Here is a 17,841-nt window from a genome sequence, read left to right on the forward strand (position 1 = left end):
GCATGGGCTTCTCGCAGCATTCGGGGATGGTGATCGTGTGTGACGGTACCGACGAAGCGGCTGAGCGCATCGCCCGTGTCCTGCACAACGATCCGGCAACCGGCGTGATGCGCCACGCGGATGCGGGTTATGACATCGCCATCGACTGTGCGAACGAGCAGGGCCTGAACCTGCCGATGATTAACGGCTGACATTGGTCTTCTGTGGGAGCGAGCCTGCTCGCGAACGACCTTCGCGAGCAGGCTCGCTCCCACAAGGTTGCTAAAGATTTCTATAATTTTGGTTACACGCGTGAAGGAGTATTAACGTGCTTGAGTTAAACCTGATCCCCGGCCAACTGAGCCTTGCCCAACTGCGTGACATCTATCAGCAGCCGGTCACCCTGAGCCTGGACGAAAGTGCGTCGGTGCAGATCGATGCCAGCGTGGCGTGCGTTGAGCAGATCCTTGCCGAGAACCGCACCACCTACGGCATCAACACCGGTTTCGGTTTGTTGGCGTCGACCAAAATCGCCAGCGAAGACCTGGAAAACCTCCAGCGTTCTCTGGTGCTGTCCCATGCAGCCGGTATCGGCGAGCCGATCAGCGATGATCTGGTACGCCTGATCATGGTGCTCAAGGTCAACAGCCTGAGCCGTGGTTTCTCCGGAATTCGCCGCGTGGTAATTGATGCCTTGATCGCTCTGATCAATGCCGAGGTTTATCCGCATATCCCGCTCAAAGGTTCGGTAGGTGCATCGGGCGACCTGGCGCCATTGGCGCATATGTCGCTGGTACTGCTGGGCGAAGGCAAGGCCCGTTACAAAGGCGAGTGGCTGGATGCAGTGACTGCCTTGAAGCAAGCCGGTCTTGAGCCTCTGACCCTGGCGGCAAAAGAAGGCCTGGCCTTGCTCAACGGCACTCAAGTGTCGACGGCCTACGCCCTGCGCGGTCTGTTTGAAGGCGAAGACCTGTTTGCTGCCGCGATGGCGTGCGGCGGCCTGACAGTTGAAGCGGTACTGGGTTCGCGTTCGCCGTTCGATCCACGCATTCATGCTGCACGCGGTCAACGCGGGCAAATCGACGCCGCTGCGATTTACCGCGACCTGCTGGGCACGAGCAGCGAAGTGTCCGAGTCGCACAAGAACTGCGACAAGGTACAAGACCCGTACTCCCTGCGTTGCCAGCCACAAGTAATGGGCGCCTGCCTGACCCAGTTCCGTCAGGCCGCCGAAGTGCTGGGCATTGAAGCCAACGCGGTGTCGGATAACCCGCTGGTATTCGCCGAGCAGGGCGACGTGATTTCCGGTGGCAACTTCCACGCCGAACCGGTTGCGATGGCGGCAGACAACATGGCGTTGGCGATTGCTGAAATCGGTTCGCTGAGTGAGCGTCGCATCTCGTTGATGATGGACAAGCACATGTCGCAATTGCCGCCGTTCCTGGTGGCCAATGGTGGCGTGAACTCCGGCTTCATGATCGCTCAGGTTACGGCTGCGGCCTTGGCCAGCGAGAACAAGGCGTTGTCCCACCCGCACAGTGTCGACAGCATTCCGACCTCGGCCAACCAGGAAGACCACGTATCGATGGCTCCTTCTGCTGGCAAGCGTCTGTGGGAAATGGCTGAAAACGTCCGTGGCGTGCTGGCCATCGAGTGGCTGGCCGCGTGCCAGGGTCTGGATCTGCGTGATGGCCTGAAAACCTCGGCCAAGCTTGAAGTCGCTCGCACGACCCTGCGCAGCAAGGTCGCTCACTATGAGAAAGACCGTTTCTTCGCGCCGGATATCGAAGTCGCCATGAAACTGCTGGCTACTCGTTGCCTGAACGATCTGCTGCCTGCTCACGTTCTGCCAAGCCTGTAACCCCAAAAAAACGCAGAGGGTCTTATGGACCCTCTGCGTCTCTGTTTTCGCCGACAAAAATAATCAAGGACGCGAAATGCAAAACCAGACTCAAGGTTTGAAACGCGGGCTATCCGCTCGCCACATCCGTTTTATGGCGCTGGGTTCAGCGATCGGAACGGGTCTTTTTTATGGTTCAGCCGCTGCCATCCAAATGGCTGGACCTGCTGTGCTGCTGGCGTACCTGATTGGTGGCGCCGCCGTGTTCATGGTGATGCGAGCACTGGGCGAAATGGCCGTGCATAACCCGGTGTCCGGCTCGTTTGGCCAGTATGCAAGCACCTACCTGGGCCCCATGTCCGGCTTTATCCTGGGCTGGACCTATGCCTTCGAGATGATCATCGTGTGTCTGGCCGATGTCACCGCCTTCGGCATTTATATGGGCTTCTGGTTCCCGGAAGTCGCGCGCTGGATCTGGGTGCTGGGCATCGTGCTGCTGATCGGCGGCTTGAACCTGTGCAGCGTCAAAGTCTTTGGCGAAATGGAATTCTGGCTGTCGCTGCTTAAAGTTGCCGCCATCGTAGCCATGATCCTGGCCGGCTTCGGCATCATGCTGTTCGGGATCGGTACCTCTGGCAGCTCGGATGCTGTGGCCACAGGCATCAGCAACCTGTGGTCCTTCGGCGGCTTCATGCCTAATGGCGTGGGCGGTTTGATCGCTTCGTTTGCCGTGGTGATGTTTGCCTTTGGCGGCATTGAAATCATCGGCATCACTGCCGGCGAAGCCAAAGACCCGCAGCGTGTGATCCCTAAGGCGATCAACGCGGTACCGCTGCGCATCCTGTTGTTCTATGTGCTGACCCTGTTTGTGTTGATGGCTATTTACCCTTGGAACCAGATCGGTAGCCAGGGCAGCCCGTTCGTGCAGATCTTTGACAGCCTGGGCATCAGCTCGGCGGCCACCATTCTTAATATCGTGGTGATCTCGGCGGCGGTGTCGGCCATCAACAGTGACATCTTTGGTGCAGGCCGCATGATGTACGGCCTGGCACAGCAAGGGCAGGCGCCTAAAGGCTTTGCCAAAATCTCCCGCCATGGCGTGCCGTGGATGACCGTACTGGTGATGGGCGCTACGTTGTTGGGCGGTGTGGTGCTCAACTACCTGATTCCGGAAAACATCTTTCTGGTGATCGCCTCGATTGCCACCTTCGCCACGGTGTGGGTGTGGTTGATGATCCTGGTGACCCAAGTGGCCATGCGCCGCTCCATGACCCGTGAGCAAGTGGCCGAACTCAAGTTCCCTGTGCCGTTCTGGCCGTATGCGCCAATGGCTGCTATTGCATTCATGGTGTTTATTTTCGGGGTACTGGGTTACTTCCCTGAGACGCAGGCGGCACTGATGGTAGGCGCGGTCTGGATTGTCTTCCTGGTTGTGGCCTATCTATTGTGGGTAAAGCCGGCAGCGGGTCGGGCAGTTGAAGTGGCGCCCGAGCTTTCCTGAGTTTTTGATCATTGACGGAGTGACGCAATGAAAACCCTTTGGCAACACTGCAATGTCGCAACCATGGCCAATGGCACGTACTCGATCATCGAGGATGCCGCCATTGTCACCCGTGATGGCTACATTGAGTGGATTGGTCCGCGTCAGCAGTTGCCGACGGGCGAGTATGGACAAACCCATGGCCTGGAAGGGGCATGGGTGACGCCGGGGCTGATCGATTGCCATACGCACACGGTGTTTGGCGGCAATCGCAGCGGCGAATTCGAGCAGCGTTTGCAAGGCGTGAGCTATGCAGAAATCGCCGCTGCCGGTGGCGGTATTGCCAGCACCGTGCGTGCGACTCGTGCTGCCAGCGAAGAGGAATTATTTGCCAGTGCCCGTCAGCGTTTGCTGTGTTTGCTGCGCGATGGCGTTACCAGCGTCGAGATCAAGTCGGGTTATGGCCTGAGCCTTGAGAGCGAACGCAAAATTCTGCGTGTGATCCGTCGCCTGGGCACCGAGTTGCCGGTCACAGTGCGTAGCACCTGTCTGGCGGCCCATGCCTTGCCGCCGGAGTACAAGGACCGGGCCGACGACTATATCGAGCATATTTGCAACGAGATGCTCCCCGCGCTGGCGGCCGAAGGGCTGGTTGACGCCGTGGATGCGTTCTGCGAATACCTGGCGTTTTCGCCCACTCAAGTTGAGCGGGTATTCAAGGTGGCGCAGCAATTGGGCCTGCCGGTCAAATTGCACGCCGAGCAACTGTCCTCGTTACACGGCTCAAGCCTGGCGGCACGTTATCAGGCGTTGTCGGCGGACCATCTGGAATTCATGACCGAAGAAGACGCCATTGCCATGGCCGCCTCCGGCACCGTGGCCGTGCTCTTGCCCGGTGCGTTTTACTTCTTGCGTGAAACCCAGTTGCCGCCGATGGACGCCCTGCGCAAGCACGGGGTGAAAATCGCCATCGCCAGCGACCTCAACCCCGGTACGTCCCCTGGCTTGTCGTTGCGCCTGATGCTGAACATGGCTTGCACCCTGTTCCGCATGACCCCCGAAGAAGCCCTGGCCGGCGTCACCCAACATGCGGCGACGGCATTGGGTATGGGCGAGACCCATGGTTCGCTTGAGCCCGGCAAAGTGGCCGACTTTGTGGCCTGGAACATTGATCGCCCGGCAGACCTGGCCTATTGGCTGGGCGGTGATCTGGACAAACGCGTCGTGCGCAGCGGCGTTGACGTAACGCTTTAGGAGAAAAGGTTGTGGATAAGGTTCTGACATTCAAACAAGGCCGTGTGCCATTGCTGATCAGCATGCCCCACGCAGGCTTGAAGCTGACACCTGCGGTCAAGGCCGGGCTGATCCCCGAAGCGCAAAGCCTGCCGGACACCGACTGGCATATCCCACAGCTTTATGATTTTGCCACCGAGCTGGGTGCCAGCACCCTGGCAGCGGAGTATTCGCGCTTTGTGATCGACCTCAATCGCCCGCAGGACGATGCGCCGATGTATGTAGGAGCGACCACCGGGCTGTTCCCGGCCACGCTGTTTGATGGTGTGCCACTGTTTCGTGAAGGGCAGGTGCCTTCTGCCGCAGAGCGTGCAACGTATCTTGAGCAGATCTGGCAACCTTACCACCAGACCCTGGAGCAGGAACTGAAGCGCCTCAAGGATGAATTTGGCTATGCGCTGCTGTTTGATGCGCACTCCATTCGTTCTTGCGTGCCGCACCTGTTTGAGGGGCGGTTGCCGGACTTCAACCTGGGGACCTTCAATGGCGCCAGTTGCGATCCGACCCTGGCCCGCGACCTTGAAGCCATTTGTGCCGAGCATCCGGCCTACAGCCACATCCTGAATGGACGCTTCAAGGGCGGTCATATCACTCGCCACTACGGCAGTCCGGCGGACAACATCCATGCCGTGCAGCTGGAACTGGCCCAGTGCACTTATATGGAGGAGTTTGAGCCGTTCAACTATCGCGAAGACCTTGCGGCACCGACCCAGGTGGTGCTCAAGCAGTTGCTGGCGCGGATTATTGAGTGGGGTCAGCAGCGATACTCCAAGGGCTGAGTCGGGTGGTGTGGGAGCGGGCTTGCTCGCGATGCCAGCGCCGCGGTCTGTCAGTGAGGTTGCATTGATGCCATCGCGAGCAAGCCCGCTCCTACAGGGTTTAAGCAACAGCCAGTTATTCAACCACAGTGTTTTTAAGGGCATGCTCATTGCGCCCAATCGGGTTTATGATGCCAGAGGCAACATTATCCCGACCTCCCGGAGTGCGTAATGCAGACCTTGTTCCCGCAGATCAAACCTTACGCCCGTCATGAACTGGCGGTTGATGGGCCGCATGTTCTTTACGTAGACGAGAGCGGTTCGCCAGACGGCCTGCCTGTGGTGTTTGTGCATGGCGGGCCGGGTTCGGGTTGCGATGCCAACAGCCGCTGCTACTTCGATCCGGGCCTGTACCGCATCATTACTTTTGATCAGCGCGGTTGCGGGCGTTCAACCCCCCACGCCAGTCTGGATAGCAACACGACGTGGGACCTGGTTGCCGACATGGAACGGATCCGCCTGTTCCTGGGCATCGACAAGTGGGTGCTGTTTGGTGGCTCGTGGGGCTCGACCCTGTCACTGGCGTACGCGCAAAGCCATCCGGACAAGGTGCATGGACTGATCCTGCGCGGGATCTTTCTGGCTCGCCCTCAAGAAATCGAATGGTTCTATCAGGCAGGCGCCAGCCGGATCTTCCCGGACTACTGGCAGGACTATATAGCGCCCATCCCGCCGGAAGAGCGTCACGACCTGATGAGTGCCTTTCACAAGCGCCTGACAGGCAATGACCAGATTGCCCAGATGCACGTGGCCAAGGCCTGGTCGACCTGGGAGGGCCGTGCGGCCACCCTGCGGCCCAACCCGCAAGTGGTCGAGCGTTTCTGTGACCCTCACCGGGCATTGTCCATTGCCCGCATCGAATGCCACTACTTTATGAACAATGCGTTCCTGGAGCCCAATCAGCTGCTGCGTGACATGTACAAGATTGCCCATCTGCCGGCGGTCATCGTGCATGGTCGCTACGACATGATTTGCCCGCTGGATAACGCCTGGGAGCTGCATCAGGCCTGGCCGGGCAGCGAACTGCAGATAATCCGCGAAGCCGGGCACGTAGCTTCCGAACCCGGGATCACCGATGCATTGGTGCGCGCCACTGAGCAAATGGCCCGCAGCCTGCTCAACTTGCAACCGGACGAAGCATGAGGGGGTTGTTGCAGCGTGTCAGTGGGGCGCGGGTTGAGGTCGCGGGGGAGATTATCGGATCAATCGACCAGGGTTTGCTGGTGCTGGTCGCCGTCGAACCCGGTGATACCGAGGCGAGCGCCGCCAAGTTGTTGCACAAGCTGCTCAACTACCGTGTGTTCAGCGATGCCGAAGGCAAAATGAACCTTTCCCTGGCCGATATTGGCGGGGGGTTGCTGCTGGTATCGCAATTTACCCTGGCGGCTGACACCAAAAGCGGCCTGCGCCCCGGTTTCTCAACGGCGGCACCTCCTGCATTGGCCGAGGCCTTATTCAATCACCTGCTGGGGGAGGCCAAGCGCCTTCATCCGAGAGTCGAATCTGGCCGTTTTGGGGCAGATATGCAGGTGCATTTGGTCAATGATGGCCCTGTGACATTTCTGTTACAAATCTAAAACCCTTAAAAACCGTGTTTTCGTCTGAAAACAGGGGGTTTTAGCGAGAAATACTTGCTGACAGTGGATGCGTTGTAACGCGGGCTACTAGATAATCCTGCGCTACACAGAGACTAATCCGACGCATCTGGGGAATCATTCATTCCTTTGATGGTCGGAACAGTGCTCGCCAACCTGGCATTTAGATCGCTGGCCGTTGGTTTCATCATCTGTTTTCGGCGAGGTTTGCTCGTGATTGTTAGTCCATTATTTAATGCACCAAAAATGTCTGCCAAGCGGTTACGCAACGCACTGGTGACGGGCTCTGCGCTCTTTTGCTTGTTCGGTGCGGGTCAACTGTGGGCATTCAGTCTGGATGACGTGGCGGCTGAGGCTAAAACCCTCGCCGAACAGAAATACCAAGCGCCACGCAGCAATTTGCCAAAAGAGTTCCGCGACATGAAGTTCGCGGACTACCAGAAGATTCAATTCAACCGCGACAAGGCCCAGTGGGCGGGTGATAAAACCCCGTTCAAACTGTCCTTCTATCACCAGGGCATGCATTTCGACACGCCGGTGAAAATCAACGAAGTGACAGCCACCAAGGTCGAAGAGATCAAGTACGACTCCAGTCGTTTCGATTTCGGTGACGTCAAGTTTGATCCAAAAGCTACCGAGAACCTCGGTTGGGCGGGTTTCCGCGTGCTGTATCCGATCAATAAGGCGGATAAGCAGGACGAAATCATGACCATGCTCGGCGCGAGTTACTTCCGCGTTGTGGGCAAGGATCAAATCTATGGCCTGTCGGCCCGTGGTATGGCGATCGACACCGCATTGCCGTCGGGTGAAGAGTTCCCGCGCTTTACTGAGTTCTGGATCGAAAAACCCAAGCCCAACGATAAACATCTGGTGATCTTCGCTTTGCTGGACTCGCCACGGGCGACCGGCGCTTACCGCTTTACCCTGCGCCCCGGCGTAGACACGGTAGTGGATGTCAAAGCGCAAATGTTCCTGCGTGACAAGGTTGGCAAGCTGGGCATCGCTCCGCTGACCAGCATGTTCCTGTTCGGCGCCAACCAGCCGTCCAAAGTCCTCAACTACCGCCGCGAGTTGCATGACTCGTCTGGTCTGGCCATTCATGCCGGCAACGGCGAGTGGATCTGGCGTCCGCTGAACAACCCGAAACACTTGTCGGTCAGCAACTTCTCGGTCGAAAACCCGCGCGGCTTCGGCTTGCTGCAACGTGGCCGTGACTTCAGCCACTACGAAGATCTGGACGACAACTACGACAAGCGCCCAAGCGCCTGGATCGAACCGCAGGGTGATTGGGGCAAAGGCTCCGTTGACCTGGTAGAAATTCCGACCGCTGACGAAACCAACGACAACATCGTTGCGTTCTGGAGCCCGGAAACACTGCCAGAGCCACTCAAGCCGTTTGATTTCGCTTACCGCATGCACTGGACCCTGGACGAAGCTGCCCTGCATCCAACGGATAGCGCCTGGGTTAAGCAAACCCTGCGTTCGACCGGCGACGTTAAGCAATCGAACCTGATCCGCCAGCCAGACGGCAGCGTCGCGTATCTGGTGGACTTCGAAGGCCCGTCGCTCAAGGCCCTGCCAGAAAATGCCGCAGTACGCAGCCAGGTGAGTGTGGGTGACAACGCGGAACTGGTTGAGAACAACGTGCGTTACAACCCTGAAACCAAGGGCTGGCGCTTGACCCTGCGGATGAAAATCAAGGATCCGAGCAAGTCTACGGAGATGCGTGCAGCGCTGGTTCAGGACATCGAGCAAGCACCTGCGGCCAAGCCTGCAGCGCCTGCGGCCAAGCCTGCAGCGCCTGTGACTAAAGCTGAAAAAGCGGCGGCCAAGGCACAAGAGAAGAAAGACCACGCGGCCAAGGACGCCAAGGCCCCGGCGGCTGACGCTCCTGTAGCCACTCCAGAACCGGTGAAGACTGAAAAAGTGTTGACCGAGACCTGGAGCTACCAGTTGCCAGCCGATGAGTAATGCTCAGCCCCAACCGGCCTCGCTCAGCGAGTACCTGGCGCATTTGCCACTGAGCGATGAGCAGCGCGCGGAACTGGCGAGCTGCACCTCGTTCGCCGAGTTGCATGCGCGCCTGTCGGCGAAAACTGATGTCGATGCTGCTGAGGCCGCTCAGGCCTCGGTGGGCACGCGTCTGAACCTGAATTCGGCCGATGAGCTTGAGGAAGCAGAAATGCTCGCCCTCGACGCCAGCGGCCGGGTGATGCTCAAGGCCACGCCGCCGATTCGTCGCACCAAGGTGGTGCCGGAGCCGTGGCGTACCAACATCCTGGTTCGTGGATGGCGGCGCCTGACCGGGCGCAGCAATCCGCCTGCGCCGAAAATTGACGAGCGCGTATTGCCCAAGGCCCGCTGGCGTACGGTGGGTTCGATCCGCCGTTACATCCTGCTGGTCTTGATGCTGGGCCAGACCATTGTTGCTGGCTGGTACATGAAAGGCATCATGCCGTACCAGGGCTGGTCGTTTGTCGACCTTGAAGAAGTGTTGCACCAGCCGTTGACGCAAACGGCGCAACAAGTGCTGCCGTATGCCTTGCAGACCAGCATCCTGATTCTGTTCGGGATTCTGTTTTGCTGGGTGTCGGCGGGTTTCTGGACTGCCTTGATGGGCTTTCTGGAGCTGCTGACCGGCCACGACAAATACCGTATTTCCGGCAAAAGCGCCGGGAATGAGGCAATCCCTGAGCAAGCACGTACTGCGCTGGTAATGCCGATCTGTAACGAAGACGTAACCCGTGTATTTGCGGGCTTGCGGGCGACCTACGAATCGGTGGCGGCCACGGGCGATCTGGATCGCTTCGACTTCTTTATCCTCAGCGACAGTAACGACCCTGATATCTGTGTCGCAGAACAACAGGCCTGGCTGGATGTGTGCCGCGAAACAGAAGGCTTTGGGCGAATTTTCTATCGTCGTCGCCGTCGTCGTGTGAAGCGCAAGAGCGGCAACCTCGATGACTTCTGCCGTCGCTGGGGCGGCGATTACAAGTACATGGTGGTACTCGACGCCGACAGCGTGATGAGCGGTGAGTGCCTGACCAGTCTGGTGCGCTTGATGGAAGCCACGCCAGACGCCGGCATCATCCAGACCGCGCCGCGAGCATCGGGCATGGACACCTTGTATGCGCGCATGCAGCAATTTGCGACGCGGGTATACGGACCACTCTTCACTGCCGGTTTGCACTTCTGGCAGTTGGGTGAATCCCACTACTGGGGCCATAACGCAATCATCCGCATGAAGCCGTTTATCGAGCACTGCGCCTTGGCGCCGTTGCCGGGTAAAGGTGCTTTTGCGGGCGCGATTCTGTCACACGACTTTGTTGAAGCCGCGTTGATGCGCCGTGCCGGTTGGGGCGTGTGGATTGCCTACGACTTACCGGGCAGCTACGAAGAATTGCCGCCCAACCTGCTGGACGAACTCAAGCGTGACCGTCGTTGGTGCCACGGCAACCTGATGAACTTCCGCCTGTTCCTGGTCAAAGGCATGCACCCGGTACACCGTGCGGTGTTCCTCACGGGCGTGATGTCTTACCTGTCAGCGCCGTTGTGGTTCTTCTTTCTGTTGCTGTCGACCGCCCTGCTGGCAGTCAACACGTTGATGGAGCCGCAGTACTTCATGGAGCCGCGTCAGTTGTACCCGCTGTGGCCACAATGGCATCCGGATAAAGCCGTTGCGCTGTTCTCGACCACTATAGTGCTGTTGTTCCTGCCTAAACTGCTGAGCATCATCCTGATCTGGGCCAAGGGCGCGAAAGAGTTCGGTGGCAAGTTCAAAGTCACGCTGTCGATGCTGCTGGAGATGCTGTTCTCGATGCTGTTGGCACCTGTGCGCATGATCTTCCATACCCGCTTTGTTCTGGCTGCGTTCCTGGGCTGGGCTGCGACCTGGAACTCGCCACAGCGTGACGACGACTCCACGCCGTGGAGTGAAGCAGTACGCCGTCATGGTCCGCAAACCCTGTTGGGTGCGGCTTGGGCAGCGTTGGTGCTGTGGTTGAACCCGAGCTTTTTGTGGTGGCTGGTGCCAATTGTCGGTTCGCTGATGTTGTCGATCCCGGTATCGGTGATCTCCAGCCGGGTCAAGCTGGGCCTCAAGACGCGCGATGAAAGCCTGTTCCTGATTCCTGAGGAATATGCTCCGCCCCGTGAATTGTCGGCCACTGCCGAATATACCCACGAAAATCGCTACCACGCACTGCATGACGGTTTTGTGCGGGCCGTGGTTGATCCGCAGCAGAACGCACTGGCTTGCGCCCTTGCGACGTCGCGTCACCGTGAGGCCGAGCCGATCGAATGGCTGCGTACCGAGCGTGTGCGTCACGCACTCAAGGTGGGGCCTCAGGGTGTCAGCGACAAAGAGCGCATGGAGCTCTTGAGCGACCCTGTTGCTCTGGCACGCTTGCACGCGCTGGTGTGGAACGAAGGTCACGAAGGCTGGCTGAACGCCTGGCGAGAGTCGGTTGCCGCTGACCCTCACGCGCCGTTGTTGCCGTTACAGCCCGCGGCTTGATGTCAAAACAAACCCCACTTCGGTGGGGTTTGTGCTTTATGGGAGGCTCGCTCCCACAGTTGAGGTTTCTCGGTAGCGGATCCATCGCTCACACCCATCCTGCTTTTCTCTCGCAAAACTCGTGTCACAACCCCCAGTGAGTTAGCATCCGTTTTCGAATGGGTGAGTGCCCGGCTGTATTGGCTTTTTGAATCGAGCCTGCCGTTGGCCAACACCTTAATTGAGTAGGTGAGGGGGAGTTGATGATGAAGAAGTTTGTGTCGAAACTGCTGTTCGGTATCACTGCACTACTGGCGGTCAGCGCAGCCCATGCAGGCGCAATTGACGATGCGGTCAAGCGTGGCACGTTGAAGGTGGGCATGGACCCAACCTACATGCCATTTGAAATGACCAACAAGCGCGGCCAGATCATCGGCTTCGAAGTTGACCTGCTCAAAGCGATGGCCAAGGCCATGGGTGTGAAGCTTGAACTGGTTTCCACCGGTTATGACGGCATCATCCCGGCGTTGATGACCAACAAGTTCGACATGATCGGCAGCGGCATGACCCTGACCCAGGAGCGCAATCTGCGCCTGAACTTCAGCGAACCCTTTATCGTTGTGGGCCAGACCGTGCTCATTCGTAAAGAGCTGGAAGACAAGGTCAAATCGTACAAAGACCTCAACGACCCGCAATATCGCCTGACCTCCAAGATTGGCACCACGGGTGAAATCGTTGCCCGCAAACTGATGTCAAAAGCCCAGTACCACGGCTACGACAACGAGCCTGAGGGTGTTCTGGACGTTGTTAACGGCAAGGCTGATGCCTTTATCTACGACGCCCCTTACAACGTTGTGGCGGTTAACAAGTTCGGTAACGGCAAGCTGGTGTTCCTCGATAAGCCGTTCACCTACGAGCCGCTGGCCTTTGGTCTGAAGAAAGGCGACTACGACAGCATTAACTTCATCAACAACTTCCTGCACCAGATCCACGAAGACGGCACTTACGATCGCATCCATGACAAGTGGTTCAAAGACACCGCCTGGCTCAAAGACATGGAATAAGCGCTGATCGCATTCCGCTACTTTTGTAGCAGCTGCCGAAGGCTGCGTCCGGTTGCACAGCAGCCGTAAAGAAGCTGAATGCGGTTCAGATGAAAAACGGAGGCGTTCGATTTACGAGCGCTTCGCGCCCGGACGTAGCCTTCGGCAACTGCTACGGGCCTGGCTTTTCTCCTGACGGAACCTGAAAGTGATCAAACAAAAAAAAGTCCAGTGGCCCTGGCACGTATTGACCGTGCTGGTGCTCATCGGTCTGGCGGGCGCGTTGTATTACGCCACCTCTCTGATGTCCTACGAATGGCGCTGGAACCGCGTGCCGCAGTACTTCGCCTATCAAGCGGAAGAAGCCCAGCGGGCGGCTGAGCACTCGACCATCATCGAGCTGGTGCGCAAAGGCGACACTGCCGAAGTCGTGCTGCGGGGCGAGGATGGCAAAGAACAACGGGTCAGCGTTGCTGACAACAGCCTGCAATGGGTCGAAGGCGACGAGGTCGATGAAGGCGATGTCATTGGCGTTAACCGTCATTGGGCCGCAGGACCGCTGCTGTGGGGCTTGTGGACCACCGTTTGGCTGTCGCTGGTGTCTGGCGTATTGGGTTTGATCATCGGGCTGGCCACAGGCCTGTGCCGACTGTCGAATAACCCGACCCTGCGCGACCTTTCGACGTTGTACGTCGAACTGGTACGGGGCACACCGCTGCTGGTACAGATTTTCATCTTCTACTTCTTTATTGGCACTGTACTTAACCTGTCCCGCGAATTTGCCGGTATTGCCGCGCTGTCGTTGTTCACCGGTGCGTACGTGGCCGAAATCATTCGCTCGGGCGTGCAGTCCATCGCCCGGGGGCAAAACGAAGCGGCCCGCTCGCTGGGCCTTAACGGCAGCCAGTCGATGCGCTATGTAGTGTTGCCGCAAGCGTTCAAGCGGGTGTTGCCGCCGTTGGCCGGGCAATTTATCAGCCTGGTCAAGGACACCTCGCTGGTGTCGGTGATTGCCATTACCGAGTTGCTCAAAAGTGGCCGTGAGGTCATCACCACCTCGTTTTCGCCGTTCGAAATCCTGTTCTGCGTAGCGGGTCTGTACCTGTTGATCAACCTGCCGCTGTCGCATTTCGCCAGCCGGCTTGAGCGGAGGCTCGCGCAAAGTGATTGAAGTTCATGAACTGGTAAAAGTCTTCGACACCCGCGGCCACATCGTTCGCGCTGTGGACAACGTCAGCACCACTGTTGCCCAGGGCGAAGTCCTGGTGGTGATCGGCCCGTCGGGCTCTGGCAAGTCGACCTTTCTGCGTTGCCTCAACGGCCTGGAAGATTTTGACTCCGGCTCCGTCAGCATTGACGGTCTGGACCTGGCCAACCCTAAAACCGATGTGAATGCCTATCGGCGTGAAGTCGGCATGGTGTTCCAGCATTTCAACCTGTTCCCGCACATGACCGTGCTGGAAAACCTGTGCCTGGCGCAAAAGGTTGTACGCAAGCGTGGCAAGGCCGAGCGTGAAGCCAAGGCCCGTGCACTGCTGGACAAGGTGGGTATCGGGCAGAAGGCCAACGAGTACCCGTCGCGCCTCTCGGGCGGCCAGCAACAGCGGGTGGCGATTGCCCGTGCGTTGGCGATGGAGCCCAAGGTGATGTTGTTTGACGAACCCACCTCGGCGCTTGACCCGGAAATGGTCGGCGAAGTGCTGGACGTGATGAAGACCCTGGCCCGCGAAGGCATGACCATGGTCTGCGTGACCCACGAAATGGGCTTTGCCCGAGAAGTGGCGAACCGCGTGTTGTTCTTCGACCATGGCAAGCTGCTGGAAGACTCCGCCCCGGAAGACTTCTTCAACTCGCCTAAAGACCTGCGCGCCCAGGCGTTTTTGCGTCAGGTGCTGTAGTTCCGAAAGTGTGGGAGCGGGCTTGTTCGCGATGGCAGCGACTCAATCGCGAGCAAGCCCGCTCCCACAACAAGCCCGCTCCCACACAGGGTTGCGAGGCTGTTAAACCTTGAACCGCCCAACCAATGCCTGTAGATGTGTGCCCAGCCGCGCCAGTTCAACGCTGGACGCTGCTGTCTCTTCGCTCGCGGCAGCGGTCTGCTCTGACACGTCACGCACATTCAATACGCTGCGGTTAATCTCATCGGCCACCGCGCTTTGCTGCTCGGCCGCGGCCGCAATTTGCTGGTTCATGCCCTGAATCGTAGACACCGTGCGGGTGATGTTGCCCAGTGACTCGCCTGCACGGCGGGTCAGCTCAACACTGTTGTCCGTCAGGGCACGGCTATTGTCCATGCTGCTGGACACTTGCTGGGTGCCGCTTTGCAGACCGGCAATCAACTCTTCGATTTCTTCTGTGGATTTTTGTGTGCGCTGCGCCAGGCTTCGCACCTCGTCAGCCACGACCGCAAAACCACGACCTGCCTCACCGGCTCGTGCCGCTTCGATGGCGGCGTTGAGGGCCAGCAGGTTGGTCTGCTGCGCGACGGACTTGATCACGTCCAGCACGCTGCCAATCTTGTCGCTTTCGCGCTTCAGATGGCCCATCGCATCGGTGGAGTGACCGACTTCAATGGCCAGCTTCTCGATCTGGGCGATGGCTTGCGCGACCACGTTGTCGCCCTCGCGGGCCTGCTGGTCAGCAGCGACTGCGGCTTCAGAGGCTTCTTCAGCATTGCGCGCCACCTCTTGGACGGTCGCGGCCATTTCGTGCATGGCGGTGGCGACCTGATCGGTTTCGACTTTCTGGCTGTTAACCCCTGCGCTGGTTTGCTCGGTGACCGCCGAGAGTTCTTCGGCAGCGCTGGCTATTTGTGTCACGCCATCGCTGATCCCGCCAATCAACTCGCGCAGGCCCGCAGTCATTCGCTGTATGGCTTGCTGTAGCTGGCCCAGTTCGTCGCGGCGCTCGGTTGGGTGGTCGTGGGTCAGGTCGCCTGCCGCGATCCGCTCAACGGTCTTGAGCGTGCGTTGCAGCGGGATCACGATCTGGCGGGTAATAACCCAGGCGGCGATCATTCCCAGCACCAGTGCCAGCAGTGCGCAACTGATCAGCAGGGTGGTGGCCTGGCGGCTTTCGTTGTTGCGCTTGACCGTTTGCAGACCCGAGAGCTTTTGGCTCTGCTCGATCAGAGCATCCCCCTGCTGGTGCATGCGCTCTACCGCTTGATCTGCACCCTGGGAGCCTTGAATCAGGTCGGCGAAGGCACGTTTGTACTCGGCCACGGCGTTGAGTTGCTGCTCGACCAGGGTCAGGTCTTCGGGGGATACCAACTGTTGGTGCGACAACTCCAGAGCGTTATCCAGTTCGGTCAGTTGTCGGGTGACCTCGGCCAGGGTTTTTTCCTCGGGGTGACGCTCGTATTCAAGACGAGCAATACGCAGGTCCTTGGTCAGCCCGATGATCTTCGAGATATTGGCCAGCTTGTCACCCCGGTCTATCACCGAGACCAGGCCATTCCAGCCCGTTGCGGCAATCAGCAAGGTCAGCACCAGTACCAGCCCGAAGCCCAGGCTGAGTTTGCGTTTGACGCTTATATTGCCGAGCAATTGGGCCAGCCAACGGTACATGGTGATACTCCTTTGCTGACCGAGTTGTGTACTGGTCGTTATGGGTTATCAGGGCATCGGCGCGCCGGGGGAGAACTGAAGGGCAGAGGTTGAATGTGTGACGAACGTCGCAGGTGCTACCCCTGTGGGAGCGGGCTTGCTCGCGATGCAAACGACGCGGTATGTCTGAGCTACCCCGTTGATGCCATCGCGAGCAAGCCCGCTCCCACAAGTTTGGCCGTTAGAACAACCGGGCGAGCAGGGCGGTGACGGCGGTTTCGACCCGCAGGATGCGCGCACCCAGTTGCACCGGTTGCAGGCCTGCCTTGGCCAGCAAGTCGATTTCGTAAGGGATCCATCCACCTTCCGGGCCGATGCCCAGGGTGACCGCTTCATCCAGCCCGCGCGGGCAGGCCGGGTAATCCCCCGGATGACCAACCAGGCCCAGCGTGCCTTCGACCAATGACGGCAAGCGGTCTTCAACAAACGGCTTGAAGCGTTTTTCGATAATGACTTCGGGCAAGACGCTGTCCCGTGATTGTTCCAGCCCCAGGATCAACTGCTCACGAATCGCCTCCGGCTCCAGAAACGGTGTCTGCCAGAAGCTTTTTTCTACCCGGTAACTGTTGATCAGAATGACCTTGGGCACACCCATCGAGGCCACGGTTTGCAGCACCCGGCGCAGCATTTTCGGGCGCGGCAGGGCCAGCAACAGAGTCAGGGGCAGTTTGGCCGGGGGCGGCTGGTCAAGGCTGTGGATCACCAGTTCGGCTTCTTTGGCCTCCAGGCGAACCAGTTCGGCGTTGCCCATCAGCCCGCCGATACGGCCGACTCGCAGGCTGTCGCCGACAGTGGCACGGTGAACTTCCTGCATATGAGTCAGGCGTCGATCGCGCAGGATCACGCGGTCGGCGGCAATGAAATCAGCCTCTTCGAGGAGCAGCAGGTTCACGCTTGCGGCGCTGGCGGTTGGGCGTCGCTGTCAGCCGATGGCTCGTCCGGGTCTTCGCCGCGCTTGTTCTTGCTGACCAGGCTGCCAAACAGAATGCCGATTTCAAACAGCATCCACATCGGGATCGCCAGCAGGGTTTGCGAGAAGATGTCGGGCGGGGTCAGGATCATGCCGACCACGAAGCAGCCGATGATCACGTACGGGCGGATTTTGCGCAGATATTGCACGTCGACGATGCCGATCCACACCAGCAGCACCACGGCCACCGGGATTTCAAAGGCTACGCCAAAGGCAAAAAACAGGGTCATGACGAAATCAAGGTAGCTGCTGATATCGGTCATCATCGCGACGCCTTGCGGAGTGGCTGCAGCGAAGAACTTGAACACCAGCGGGAACACCAGAAAGTAGGCGAAGGCCATGCCGGCGTAAAACAGAAAGATGCTGGAGACCAGCAATGGCACGGCAATGCGCTTTTCGTGCTTGTACAGACCGGGTGCGATAAAGCCCCAGATCTGGTGCAGGATCACCGGAATCGCAATAAACAGCGACACCATCATGGTCAGCTTGAGCGGGGTGAGGAACGGTGAGGCCACGTCGGTGGCGATCATCGTCGCGCCTGCCGGCAGGTATTCACGCAGCGGCGTGGAGACCAGGGTGTAGATCTGCTGGGTAAAGGCGAACAACCCGGCAAAGATGATGAAAATCGCCGCGATGCAGCGCAACAGGCGGGTGCGCAGCTCGGTGAGATGCGAAACCAGCGGCATTGGCTGGTCGTGTTCAGGCTTATCGCTCATGCGC

Annotated in this window: 13 protein-coding genes and 2 pseudogenes; 12 read left to right on the plus strand and 3 right to left on the minus strand. The window is 58.8% G+C overall.

The genetic code is table 11. From position 1 onward, the window contains the following. From TU76_RS19350 to TU76_RS19405, 12 genes and pseudogenes are all read left to right on the plus strand, one after another. A pseudogene (locus TU76_RS19350) lies at positions 1–191 on the plus strand (urocanate hydratase); the annotation flags it as partial. A 116-nt stretch (positions 192–307) separates the two neighbouring features. Then, complete coding sequence (gene hutH, locus TU76_RS19355; protein ID WP_048352345.1) at positions 308–1,840, plus strand: histidine ammonia-lyase; 1,533 nt, start codon at positions 308–310, stop codon at positions 1,838–1,840. A gap of 76 nt (positions 1,841–1,916) precedes the next feature. Then, positions 1,917–3,320, plus strand: coding sequence for an amino acid permease (locus TU76_RS19360; RefSeq protein WP_019825222.1), 1,404 nt, complete (start codon positions 1,917–1,919; stop codon positions 3,318–3,320). Between the two features lie 27 nt (positions 3,321–3,347). Then, the gene (gene hutI, locus TU76_RS19365) at positions 3,348–4,553 is read left to right on the plus strand and encodes an imidazolonepropionase (RefSeq protein WP_019825224.1); all 1,206 of its coding nucleotides are present in this window, start codon (positions 3,348–3,350) and stop codon (positions 4,551–4,553) included. Positions 4,554–4,564: 11 nt separating this feature from the next. Further along, on the plus strand, positions 4,565–5,371 hold the full coding sequence (gene hutG / locus TU76_RS19370) for an N-formylglutamate deformylase (protein ID WP_019825226.1): 807 nt from the start codon (positions 4,565–4,567) through the stop codon (positions 5,369–5,371). Positions 5,372–5,581: 210 nt separating this feature from the next. Beyond that, entirely contained in the window at positions 5,582–6,553 is a 972-nt protein-coding gene (gene pip / locus TU76_RS19375; protein WP_019825228.1) for a prolyl aminopeptidase, read from the plus strand. Further along, positions 6,550–6,987 (plus strand): D-aminoacyl-tRNA deacylase, encoded by a 438-nt coding sequence (gene dtd / locus TU76_RS19380; RefSeq protein WP_019825230.1) that lies wholly within the window; start codon positions 6,550–6,552, stop codon positions 6,985–6,987. Before pip ends, dtd begins: the two co-directional genes overlap by 4 nt. Before the next feature lie 231 nt (positions 6,988–7,218). Beyond that, positions 7,219–8,976: a glucan biosynthesis protein G gene (locus TU76_RS19385; RefSeq protein ID WP_048352383.1), complete on the plus strand. Its 1,758-nt coding sequence runs from the start codon at positions 7,219–7,221 to the stop codon at positions 8,974–8,976. Further along, complete coding sequence (mdoH, locus tag TU76_RS19390) at positions 8,969–11,521, plus strand: glucans biosynthesis glucosyltransferase MdoH (protein WP_048352346.1); 2,553 nt, start codon at positions 8,969–8,971, stop codon at positions 11,519–11,521. The genes TU76_RS19385 and mdoH overlap by 8 nt, the downstream gene beginning before the upstream one ends. A 245-nt stretch (positions 11,522–11,766) precedes the next feature. After that, positions 11,767–12,564: a transporter substrate-binding domain-containing protein gene (locus TU76_RS19395; protein ID WP_019825234.1), complete on the plus strand. Its 798-nt coding sequence runs from the start codon at positions 11,767–11,769 to the stop codon at positions 12,562–12,564. A gap of 190 nt (positions 12,565–12,754) precedes the next feature. Next, positions 12,755–13,714: an amino acid ABC transporter permease gene (locus TU76_RS19400; protein ID WP_401015707.1), complete on the plus strand. Its 960-nt coding sequence runs from the start codon at positions 12,755–12,757 to the stop codon at positions 13,712–13,714. Continuing rightward, on the plus strand, positions 13,707–14,441 hold the full coding sequence (locus tag TU76_RS19405; RefSeq protein WP_019825237.1) for an amino acid ABC transporter ATP-binding protein: 735 nt from the start codon (positions 13,707–13,709) through the stop codon (positions 14,439–14,441). The genes TU76_RS19400 and TU76_RS19405 overlap by 8 nt, the downstream gene beginning before the upstream one ends. Before the next feature lie 102 nt (positions 14,442–14,543). Here the strand turns inward: TU76_RS19405 and TU76_RS19410 are convergent. The 3 genes and pseudogenes from TU76_RS19410 to tatC form a co-directional block, all read right to left on the minus strand. After that, positions 14,544–16,040: pseudogene (locus tag TU76_RS19410) on the minus strand (methyl-accepting chemotaxis protein); the annotation flags it as partial. Between the two features lie 292 nt (positions 16,041–16,332). Next, on the minus strand, positions 16,333–17,043 hold the full coding sequence (locus TU76_RS19415; RefSeq protein WP_048352347.1) for a 16S rRNA (uracil(1498)-N(3))-methyltransferase: 711 nt from the start codon (positions 17,041–17,043) through the stop codon (positions 16,333–16,335). Continuing rightward, the gene (gene tatC / locus TU76_RS19420) at positions 17,040–17,837 is read right to left on the minus strand and encodes a twin-arginine translocase subunit TatC (RefSeq protein WP_019825241.1); all 798 of its coding nucleotides are present in this window, start codon (positions 17,835–17,837) and stop codon (positions 17,040–17,042) included. Before tatC ends, TU76_RS19415 begins: the two co-directional genes overlap by 4 nt. Positions 17,838–17,841: the final 4 nt, after the last annotated feature.

Origin of the sequence: Pseudomonas psychrophila, from assembly GCF_001043005.1 — a bacterium.
Classification (GTDB): Bacteria; Pseudomonadota; Gammaproteobacteria; order Pseudomonadales; family Pseudomonadaceae; genus Aquipseudomonas; species Aquipseudomonas psychrophila.